The 10,067-nt window shown below is 63.1% G+C and carries 5 protein-coding genes; 3 read left to right on the forward strand and 2 right to left on the reverse strand.

The annotated features are described in order from the left end of the window. Positions 1-180 precede the first annotated feature (180 nt). Positions 181-2,283 carry a mechanosensitive ion channel family protein gene (locus V6F91_RS25620; RefSeq protein ID WP_332769379.1) on the forward strand — a complete coding sequence of 701 codons (2,103 nt, stop codon included), beginning with the start codon at positions 181-183 and terminating at the stop codon, positions 2,281-2,283. Positions 2,284-2,396: 113 nt separating this feature from the next. On the opposite strand, the gene V6F91_RS25625 is transcribed toward V6F91_RS25620, so the two are convergent. Further along, positions 2,397-6,683 carry a DEAD/DEAH box helicase gene (locus V6F91_RS25625; protein WP_332769369.1) on the reverse strand — a complete coding sequence of 1,429 codons (4,287 nt, stop codon included), beginning with the start codon at positions 6,681-6,683 and terminating at the stop codon, positions 2,397-2,399. Positions 6,684-6,959: 276 nt separating this feature from the next. Here V6F91_RS25625 and V6F91_RS25630 point away from each other — a divergent pair, with 276 nt between their 5' ends. Then, positions 6,960-7,844: a sugar nucleotide-binding protein gene (locus V6F91_RS25630; RefSeq protein ID WP_332769371.1), complete on the forward strand. Its 885-nt coding sequence runs from the start codon at positions 6,960-6,962 to the stop codon at positions 7,842-7,844. Continuing rightward, positions 7,837-8,769 (forward strand): NAD-dependent epimerase/dehydratase family protein, encoded by a 933-nt coding sequence (locus V6F91_RS25635; protein WP_332769373.1) that lies wholly within the window; start codon positions 7,837-7,839, stop codon positions 8,767-8,769. The genes V6F91_RS25630 and V6F91_RS25635 overlap by 8 nt, the downstream gene beginning before the upstream one ends. A gap of 355 nt (positions 8,770-9,124) precedes the next feature. Here the strand turns inward: V6F91_RS25635 and V6F91_RS25640 are convergent, their stop codons facing one another. Next, the gene (locus tag V6F91_RS25640) at positions 9,125-9,823 is read right to left on the reverse strand and encodes an OmpW/AlkL family protein (protein WP_332769375.1); all 699 of its coding nucleotides are present in this window, start codon (positions 9,821-9,823) and stop codon (positions 9,125-9,127) included. Positions 9,824-10,067 lie beyond the last annotated feature (244 nt).

Raw genomic sequence — 10,067 nt, forward strand, 5'->3', positions numbered from 1 at the left:
GCAGATCTTCATGGTCTTCAGGACTTGAGTTCGACTCAAGACTTGCAGTTGGTGAGTTTGGTCATGCAACTCGGTCGGCTCCCTCTCCTGGGGGAGAGGGCTGGGGTGAGGGGGGCACTTGAACTTGCCGCGCAATTACCGATCAGTTCCTTACAGGTTCACCCACAGGAGTTCCGCGTGTTGACCAGGTTCAGGATCGCCATTGTGCTGGGAGCGCTGCTGTTTCTCGGCGCCAGTGAAGTCGAAGCTGCTGCGTTACCGGGCGTTCCGGCCAGCGCCGAAACCAGCGAAAAAGCCGCCGAACCCGAGCCGCTGGTGCAGGGCGGGTTGCTCGGCGCGATCAGTACCAGCATCGATGACGTGCAGGAAAAACTCGACCTCAACGAAGATCTGGTCGACGCCTGGCGTTTGCGCGCTGACCGCGCCGCCGATGAAGTCGACAAACTGGTCAAGCAACCCTCCAACCGTTCAGGCTGGAGCGTTGCCGGGGATTTCCTCACCTTGTCCGGCGTCTGGCTGGGCAGCTTTGCCGTGCTGACCGTACTGGGCAGCCTGTTGACCAAACGCCTGCGCGAAGGCCGCTGGCTGCGCACGCGCCAGCGCGGTCAGGACCTGCTCGGTTATCTGCTGCCGTACACCGTGCCAGCACTGATCTGCCTGCCGCTGACCCTGTACGTCAGCCACTTTCTGCAAGCCTCGGTGGGCCGCGCCTTGGCGCTGTGTCTGGCCTACGCGACCAGCAGTGGCATCTTTTCCACCTCGATGTTGCTGTGCGTGGTCGTGGTGTTCAATGTCGGACATAAACGCACCGCCGCGCGAATCATCCGCCAATACTGCCCGCGGCCGCTGTTCCTGATCGGCTTCCTCGCCGCGCTCAGCGATGCCTTGACCAGCCCGCAGATCGCCCGGCAACTGGGCGGCAACATCACCAGCAGCATCGCCGTGTTCACCGGCCTGATCGCTTCGATCATCTTCGGCTTGCTGGTGATCCGCCTGCGCCGCCCGGTGGCGCATCTGATCCGCAACCGCTCGCTGAGCCAGCGCCTGAAACAGCCGTCACTGCAAGAGTCGCTGCGGATTTTTTCCGGGCTGTGGTACTGGCCGATCGTGCTGATGGTGCTGGTCTCGGCGGTCAGCCTGATCGGCATCGGCGAGGACAACCAGAAAGCCCTGCGCTGCGCCTTGTTCACTACGGTGTTGCTGATCGGCACGGTGTTTCTCAGCACCGTGCTGCAGCACTTGTTCAAGTCGCGCAAGGCCGAAGCGATCCAGCGCAGCAGCGCCTACAAGGAACGTTTTCTCAGCCTGTTGCACGCGTTGTTGCGGATCGTCATCGCGATTGCCTTCCTCGATATTCTCGGGCGGATCTGGGGCGTGTCACTGCTCGATTTTGCCCAGAGCAGCGCGGTGGGCCGGGCGATCAGCGAAGCCTTGAGCAGCATCGGCCTGATCTTTCTGGTGACGTGGCTGCTGTGGGTGGTGCTGGACACGGCGATTCAGGAAGCGCTGAAACCGCCGCTTAGCAAACGCGCAGCGCGCCAGCCGAGCACGCGGGTGAAAACCATCCTGCCGCTGCTGCGCAATGCGATCAAAATCATTCTGGTGGTGATCTGCGCAATCACCACCATGGCCAATCTGGGGATCAACGTCGCGCCATTGCTGGCGGGGGCCGGGGTGGTCGGTCTGGCGATCGGTTTCGGCTCGCAGCAATTGGTCCAGGATGTGATCACCGGGCTGTTCATCATCATCGAAGACACCCTGTCGATCGGCGATTGGGTGGTGCTCGATTCCGGGCATGCCGGTACGGTCGAAGGGTTGACCATCCGCACCCTGCGCCTGCGTGACGGCAAGGGCTTCGTGCACTCGGTGCCGTTCGGCCAGATCAAAGCGGTAACCAATCAATCGAGGCAGTTCGCCTTCGCGTTTTTCTCAGTGCAGTTCACCTATGACACCGACGTGGACAAGGCCATCGAACTGATCCGCGAGACCGGTGATTCGATCCGCGAAGACCCGTTCCTCAAGTACAACCTGCAAGGGCCGCTGGATGTGTTCGGGGTCGACAGGATGGACCTCAACGGCGTGGTGCTGACCGCGCAATTTCGCACGGTGTCGGGCGGGCAATATGCGGTGAGCCGGGCGTTCAACCAGCGTTTGAAGAAGCTTGTGGATAACACCGCGAATGTGCATTTTGCGCAAACTTATCCACAGCAGGTGGTGTTGCCGAAGCGTCAGGCAGTGGATGAGGTTGCCGGGGCGGAGGTGCCGCAGGAGTCGCGAACTTGACGCAAGATTTGTGGGGCGCGACTGGCCTCATCGCGAGCAGGCTCACTCCTACAGGGGAACGCGTTCCAAATGTAGGAGTGAGCCTGCTCGCGATAGGGCCATAACAGTCACCCTCAATGCCGGATCAGCTTGCTGTGCAACTGCTCCGCCGCTATCTGATCCAGCTCTACCCAGATCTGCTGTTTGCCGGCAATCATTGCCGCCACCGCAACCCCATCGCGATACACCAGCCGATTACTCGCCAGCGCCGGCACTTTCACCCCCGGCAACAAGGTCCCGGCGAGGTTCAACGGGTCGACCCCGCAGACCATTACCAGGCTGCCGTCGTGCGGGCGTCGACGCACTTCGCGCAGCAGGGGAATCGCCTCGGGCAGGGCGAATTGTTCGCCCGCCAGACCACTGACGAAGCGCCCGCCACGAATCTCGCCACGCGCTTCGAGCCGATGGAATGTGCGCAACAATTCGCGCCAGCTCGGCAACCAGTCCGCCTCACGTTCAAGCAAGCGCCAGAACACTACGCCGTAGCGGCGCAGCAACGTCATGGCGACATGCTCCAGCGTTTGGTTGCTATCCACAGCCGTACCGCGCCGCAACAAGGCCCAGCGTCCGGCATCGTCCATGCCGCCGACAAACGCGCCGCGCCCGCGCCGACTGCTGCGCTGCTGGCGCTTGCTCGGCGGAGTGATCAGTGCGCGCAGGCCGGCGAAGCTGTCGGCGTTCACCAGCCCGGCGCCGACCAGCTCCTGCAAGGCGATTTCCAGTTCGCTGCGCAGCAGGTGCGCTTCGTGAATCAGCTCATCGAAAAACAACGCGCCGTGCTGGCTCAGGGCGTCGAACACCTTGCGGGTTTTCGGCGACAGTTCGTCTATCGGCGTCTGTTCGGCCAGCGCACTCCACAAGCCGACCTGACTGCGCGGCAGCAACACGATCGGTGTGCTGCGCAACGCCGTGCCGCTGACCTTTTGCCGAGCGCTGAGGCGCGTCCACACCAGTTTGCCGTTGCGGCACAGATCATCCAGCCAGCTCGGCGAATAGTCCTTGAGCCGTGCCGGCAGAATGTCGCTGTCCCACGCCGAAGCCGCCGCCCCGTAGCCTTCGAACTGGCCGACAATCGCCGGCAACACCGCGCTGCCTTGGCCGCGCGTCGAGGCTGACAGGTGCTGCCAGTCGAACAGAAAGCGCATGAAATCCTGCAACGCCACCGGTTCGATTTCCCGGCGCAGACGCTTGACGGTGTAGCGATGGATGCGCGCGAGCAGATGCCGTTCGCACCATTCCTCGCTATCAAGATTCGGCGTGAACTGGCCGCGCAGCACATAACCTTCGCGCTCCAGTCGGGCGAGGGCTTGAGCGACCTGCGCAGTCGGCAACGCCAGCGGTTGGGCGATGGCGAGTAACGGCAGCGGGCCGAACCCGGCGAGGCGCGCGCGGACCACTTCAAGCAAGGCGTCATCGAAACTCCACGCTGCGTCGAAGCCCGGTAATGCGTCCAGCTCGGGATGCGGCGTGGTCTGTGGATAAAGCGCTTGCAGGCAGGTCAACCGTTCGCGGGCCAGCCACAAAGAATGCTCGGCATCGACCTGCAGACAACACGCGCGGCCACTGCTGGCCAAGGTCTGCAGCCACTCGCGCCAGCCGTCATTGGCGGCCACTTCCGCTGCGCTGATGCAGGCGAGGCTCATCAGCGCTTCGTGCATTTCATCCGCCGAGTTCGCCGTCGGCCAGGCCTCTTCGCGCACGGCGGCAATTGCGTCGGCGTCCAGCGCACCGAGGTCATCGGTCGATTGCGGATCGCTCCAGCGCCGGTTGATCACCGCTTGTGTGCGGCGCTCTTCCAGCGGCGCGTCATCGAGAAAGGTGTACGGCCGCGCGCTGAGAATTTCTGCGGCGAGCGGCGAGGGCGCTGGCAGGTCGCGGCTGATCAGGCGCACCTCGCCGCGTTCCATGCGTCGCAGCAGCGTGAGCCAGCCTTCGCTGTCCATCGCTTCGTGCAGGCAATCGTCGAGGGTCTGTTCGATCAACGGGTGATCGGGAATTTCTCGTTCGCCAGCGAGGTTTTCCAGGCAGGCGATCTGGTCGGGAAACACGCTGGCGATCAGGTCTTCGCTTTTCATGCGCTGCAACTGCGGGGCGACTTTGCGCCCGCCGGTAAACCGCGGCAGCGCCAGCGCGACCCCGGCGTTCCAACGCCAGCGCACGCCGAACAACGGCGCGTCGAGCACGGCCTGGATCAGGATGTGTTCAGCGCTGTTGCTGTGCAGGTAGCGCCAGACCTCATCGAGTTCGAAGCTGTGACTGGTCGACAGCGACAGCACGATCGCGTCTTCGCTGGCGGCGGCCTGCAGTTCGAAATTGAAGGTGCGGCAGAAACGCTTGCGCAGGGCCAGGCCCCAGGCGCGGTTGATGCGGCTGCCGAACGGCGTGTGGATGATCAATTGCGTGCCGCCGGATTCGTCAAAAAACCGCTCCATCAGCAGCGTGTCCTGCGAGGGCAGTGCGCCAAGAGTCTGCCGCGCGCGGGCCAGATATTCGACCAGTTGTTCGGCGCTGGCGCGGTTGAGGCCCAGAGTCTGGGTCAGCCAGTCGAGCGCCGGTTGCAGATCGCCGGGGCTGGCGCCGAGCAGTTCGTCGAGTTGCGCTTGCAGGCGTGCCACCGCGGCGGACAGCTCATCGCTGCGCCCCGGGGCTTCGCCGAGCCAGAACGGGATGGTCGGCGGCTGGCCGTGAGCATCCTCGACGCGCACCTTGCCGGCTTCCACGCGCAGGATGCGGTACGACGTATTGCCGAGCTGGAACACGTCGCCGGCAATGCTCTCGACGGCGAAGTCTTCATTGACGCTGCCGATGTTCAGGCCCTGCGGTTCGAGCAGTACGCTGTAATCGGCGTTGTCCGGAATCGTCCCGCCGCTGGTCACCGCGGTCAGTTGCGCGCCGCGTCGGCCGCGCAAGGTGCGGCTCACGGCGTCGCGGTGCAGATAAGCGCTGCGGATGCCCTGGCGGCCGTTGTAGCCTTCGGCGAGCATGCTCAGCAGTGCCTGATAGTGGTTTTCGTCGAGGTCGCGATAAGGCGCGGCGCGGCGGAACATGGCTAGCAAGGCGTCTTCCGACCACTCCTGACAGCTGACTTCGGCAATGATCTGCTGTGCCAGTACATCCAGCGGCGCCTGTGGAATATGCAAAGTGTCGAGTTCGCCACGGCGCACGCAGTCGAGCAGGGCTGCGCATTCGATCAGATCGTCACGGGTGGTGGCGAACAACCGTCCCTTCGGCGTGCCGCCGACCTGGTGGCCGGAGCGGCCGACCCGTTGCAGGAAACCGGCAATCGAGCGCGGCGAACTGATCTGGCAGACCAGATCGACTTCGCCGATATCGATGCCCAGTTCCAGCGACGCGGTGGCGATCAGCACCTGCAACTCGCCGCGCTTGAGCCGCTGCTCGGCATCGAGGCGAAACTCCTTGGCGAGGCTGCCGTGGTGCGCCGCCACGGCGTGTTTGCCGAGGCGTTCGCTGAGATGCCGGCTGAGGCGTTCGGCCAGGCGCCGGGTATTGACGAAAATCAGCGTGGTGCGGTGCTCGCGGGCGAGATCGGCGAGGCGGTTGTAGACCAGCTCCCAGACGTCATTGGCCATCACCGCCGACAACGGCACCGGCGGTACCTCGATGCCGAGATCCCGTGGGCGGGCGTGGCCGATATCGATGATTTCGCAGGGCCGCTCATGGCCGACGAGAAATTGCGCTACGGCTTCGACCGGTTTCTGCGTGGCGGACAGGCCGATGCGCGTCAGCGGTTCGCTGCACAAGGCTTGCAGGCGCTCCAGACTCAGGGCCAGATGACTGCCGCGCTTGCCGGCGGCCATCGCGTGGATTTCATCGATGATCACCGTGCGCGTGGTGCCGAGCATCTTGCGCCCCGACTCGGAGCCGAGCAGCACGTATAACGATTCCGGCGTGGTCACCAGAATATGCGGCGCGGTCTTGCGCATGGCCACGCGGTCTTTTTGCGGAGTGTCGCCGGTGCGCACCGCCGTGGTGATCTGCAACTCGGGCAGGCTCAGTTGGCGCAGTTGTTCGGTGATGCCGGCCAGCGGGTTTTGCAGGTTGATCTGGATATCGTTCGACAGTGCTTTGAGCGGCGAAACGTAAACCACCAGGGTTTCATCGGGCAGGCCTTGGGGGTCTTCCAAACCGCGATGAACCAGATCATCGAGTACGGCGAGAAACGCGGTCAGGGTTTTGCCGGAACCGGTCGGCGCGGCGATCAGCGTCGAGCGGCGCTGGCGGATCAACGGCCAGGCACGGGCCTGGGCGGCAGTGACCGCCGGGAACGTGTGGCTGAACCAGGCGCTGACGGCGGGGTGGAAGCCGGCCAGAGCGCTGTCGGCGGGTAGGGGCAGATTCATGGATAAAGTTATGCGGGCGGGGGAGGGAAGATGCAAGTACCGTTCGGACCCCTTCGCGAGCAGGCTCGCTCCCACAGGGACCGCATTTCAACTGTGGGAGCGAGCCTGCTCGCGAAGGGGCCGGTCAGGACCCTGCAAATCTGCGGAACTACACATTACGGATGACGGTTGCGCACTAAACCCGCAAAATGCAACGATTCCGGCAATTATTGGCGACGGTTCCACGAGATCCGTCGCTAAAGCCATCGTTCCAATCAGACTGGGCCTGCTGACTCTATGCGAATGCGCCTTATGTTACTGGGCGGCGGAAATGCCCTTGGGCAGGCGCTGATTCGCCTCGGTGCGGAGGAAGACATCGGTTTCCTCGCCCCCCGCCCGCCCGAAAACGGCTGGGATGCCGCGAGCCTGACGCAACTGCTGGACGACACCCGTCCCGATGCGTTGATCAACCTCGCCTACTATTTCGACTGGTTCCAGGCCGAGACCGTCAGCGAAACCCGCATGGCCGGGCAGGAACGCGCGATCGAGCGCCTCGCCGAACTGTGCCAGCACCACAACATCGTCCTCGTGCAGCCGTCGAGCTATCGGGTGTTCGACGGTTCGCGCGCCACCGCCTACAGCGAAAAAGACGAGCCGGTGCCGCTGGGCCTGCGTGGCCAGGCCTTATGGCGTATCGAACAGAGCGTACGCGCCACCTGCCCGCAGCATGTAATGCTGCGTTTCGGCTGGCTGCTCGATGACAGCCCGGACGGCACCCTCGGGCGTTTTCTTGCCCGCGCCGAGCAACCGGAAGAGTTGCTGCTGGCTGATGACCGCCGCGGCAACCCGACCCCGGTTGACGACGCTGCACGGGTGATCATTTCGGTACTCAAGCAGCTCGATTGCGCGGCGCCGCTGTGGGGCACGTATCACTACGCCGGCCACGAAGCGACCACGCCGCTGGCGCTGGGCCAGGCGATTCTCACCGAAGCACGCAGCCTGCACGCGCTGGCCATCGAAGCGCCGACCGCTCAGGCACACGCCGCACGGCCCGACGCTGCCGAAGAGCCGCAACACGCGGTGCTGGCCTGCAAGAAAATTCTGCACACTTTCGGGATCAAGCCGCGCGCCTGGCGTGCCGCCCTCCCGGGCTTACTGGACAGGTTCTACCGTCATGGCTGAAGGTATCGTTCTCATCACCGGCGGAGCCGGTTTCATCGGCTCGCACCTGACCGACGCGTTGCTCGCCAAGGGCCATTCGGTGCGGGTGCTCGACGACTTGTCGACCGGCAAACGCAGCAACTTGCCGCTGGATAATCCCAAGGTTGAACTGATCGTCGGCGACGTCGCCGATGCGGCACTGGTGGCGCAAGCCATGCACGGCTGCAGCGCAGTCGCCCATCTGGCGGCGGTGGCGTCGGTGCAGGCGTCGGTGGACGATCCGGTGAAAACTCACCAGAGCAATTTCATCGGTACGCTGAACGTCTGCGAAGCGATGCGTCTGGCCGGGGTCAAACGAGTTTTGTACGCGTCCAGTGCGGCGGTCTATGGCAACAACGGCGAGGGCGAGTCGATCAACGAAGACACGCCGAAAGCCCCGCTGACGCCGTATGCCTCGGACAAACTGGCCGGTGAGCAGTATTTCGATTTCTATCGCCGTCAGCATGGCCTGGAACCGGTGATCTTCCGCTTCTTCAACATCTTCGGTCCGCGCCAGGATCCGTCCTCGCCGTACTCCGGGGTGATCAGCATTTTCAGCGAGCGCGCGCAGCAAGGCCTGCCGATCACCGTGTTTGGCGATGGCGAGCAGACCCGCGATTTTCTCTATGTCGAGGATCTGGTCATTCTGTTGGTGCAGGGAATTGAAAAGCCTGATGTGCAGGTGGGCGCGGTGAACGTTGGCTGGAACCAGTCGATGAGTCTCAAGCAGATGTTGGAAGCATTGAAAGTGGTGGTTGGTGAACTGCCGCCGATCAGTTATGGCCCGGCGCGGGCGGGTGACATTCGCCATTCGCAGGCGGATAACCGGCGACTGCTGGAGCGGTTTGAAATGCCGCCGCAGACGCCGATGAGTGTGGGATTGGCGCGGTTGCTTGGGCGTGGCTGAAAAAGCCCTCACCCTAACCCTCTCCCAAGGGGAGAGGGGACTGACCGAGTTGTTCTTTCGAGTTATGCCGACCTGAAACACCGAGCCGAACTCAGGTTTTGAAAAACCCCCAAATCGGCTCCCTCTCCCTCGGGAGAGGGCTGGGGTGAGGGGCGAGGATTTCGAACTCACCCACAATCCCCAGACATGAAAAAGGCGCCCTGCAACAGGCGCCTTTTTCACGGCCGGAACAAACAATCCATCCCGGTAGCAAGGGGACATTGTCCCCCGATCAACGGCGTACCGTCGTCGTCAGTTCCAGGCCTGCCTGCCACAAAGCCTCATTCACCACCACGTGAACGTTCGGTCAATCGACTCAGAACTTATAGCCCAAACCGACCATGTAGATGAACGGATCGACATCGACGTTGACCCGAGCGCGAGTGCCCGGCGCGACGGCGTTGTTCTCGACGGTGGCGCGGGTGTCGATATCGATGTAACGCACTTGGGCGTTGAGCATGATGTTGTCGCTCAGCATGTAGTCGGCGCCAACCTGCCAGGCCAGGCCCCAGGAGTTTTTTGCTTTGAAGTTGCTGAAACCGTTGGCGCTGGCTTCGCTGCCGACGTGTTCGTCATAGATCCAGGTGTAGTTGATGCCGCCGCCGACGTAGGGCTGGAACGCCGATTTCGAATCCAGCGGGTAGTACACGACACTGAGGGTCGGTGGCAGATGTTTCAGGGTGCCGAGCTTGCCATTGGCAGCCGGCAGGGCGGTGCCCTTGAGCTTGACGTCGTGCTCGAACGGCGTGGCCGCGAGCAGTTCGAGGCCGACGTGGTCGGTGAGCATGTAAGCGAAGTTCAGGCCCAGTTGGGTGTCGCTGCTCATGGTCGCCTTGCCGCCCAGATTAGCGCCGCTCAACGGCCCCTGATCGACCTTGACGCTGGAGCTGTCGGCCTTCGGGTTGACGGTGATAGCACCGGCGCGGATCAGAATGTCGCCGGCCTCGTGGGCGTGAGCGAGCGGGGCTGCGAGCGCGAGGGCAAACAGCGAGGCGCTGAGCAAGGACTTGTTCATGGGGGCTCCGAAAGGACATAAGAAAAATCTGATGCCCTATGGTACGAAGCCAGCTGATCCGGTCTTTTGACTCAGCTCAATGAAACAGTGATGGGTTGTCTGTGCCGGCCTCTTCGCGAGCAGGCTCGCTTGTATGGTAGGACTTGAAGGGAGGAGGAGGGACAAGGCTCGATTCTGACTGTTAGCGCAGTGCAGACCGTGGGAGATTTTCACCCTCCTCCTTTCACCCAAGCGCCGATAAAGA

It is taken from the genome of Pseudomonas koreensis, assembly GCF_036668835.1.
GTDB classification, from domain to species: Bacteria; Pseudomonadota; Gammaproteobacteria; order Pseudomonadales; family Pseudomonadaceae; genus Aquipseudomonas; species Aquipseudomonas koreensis_I.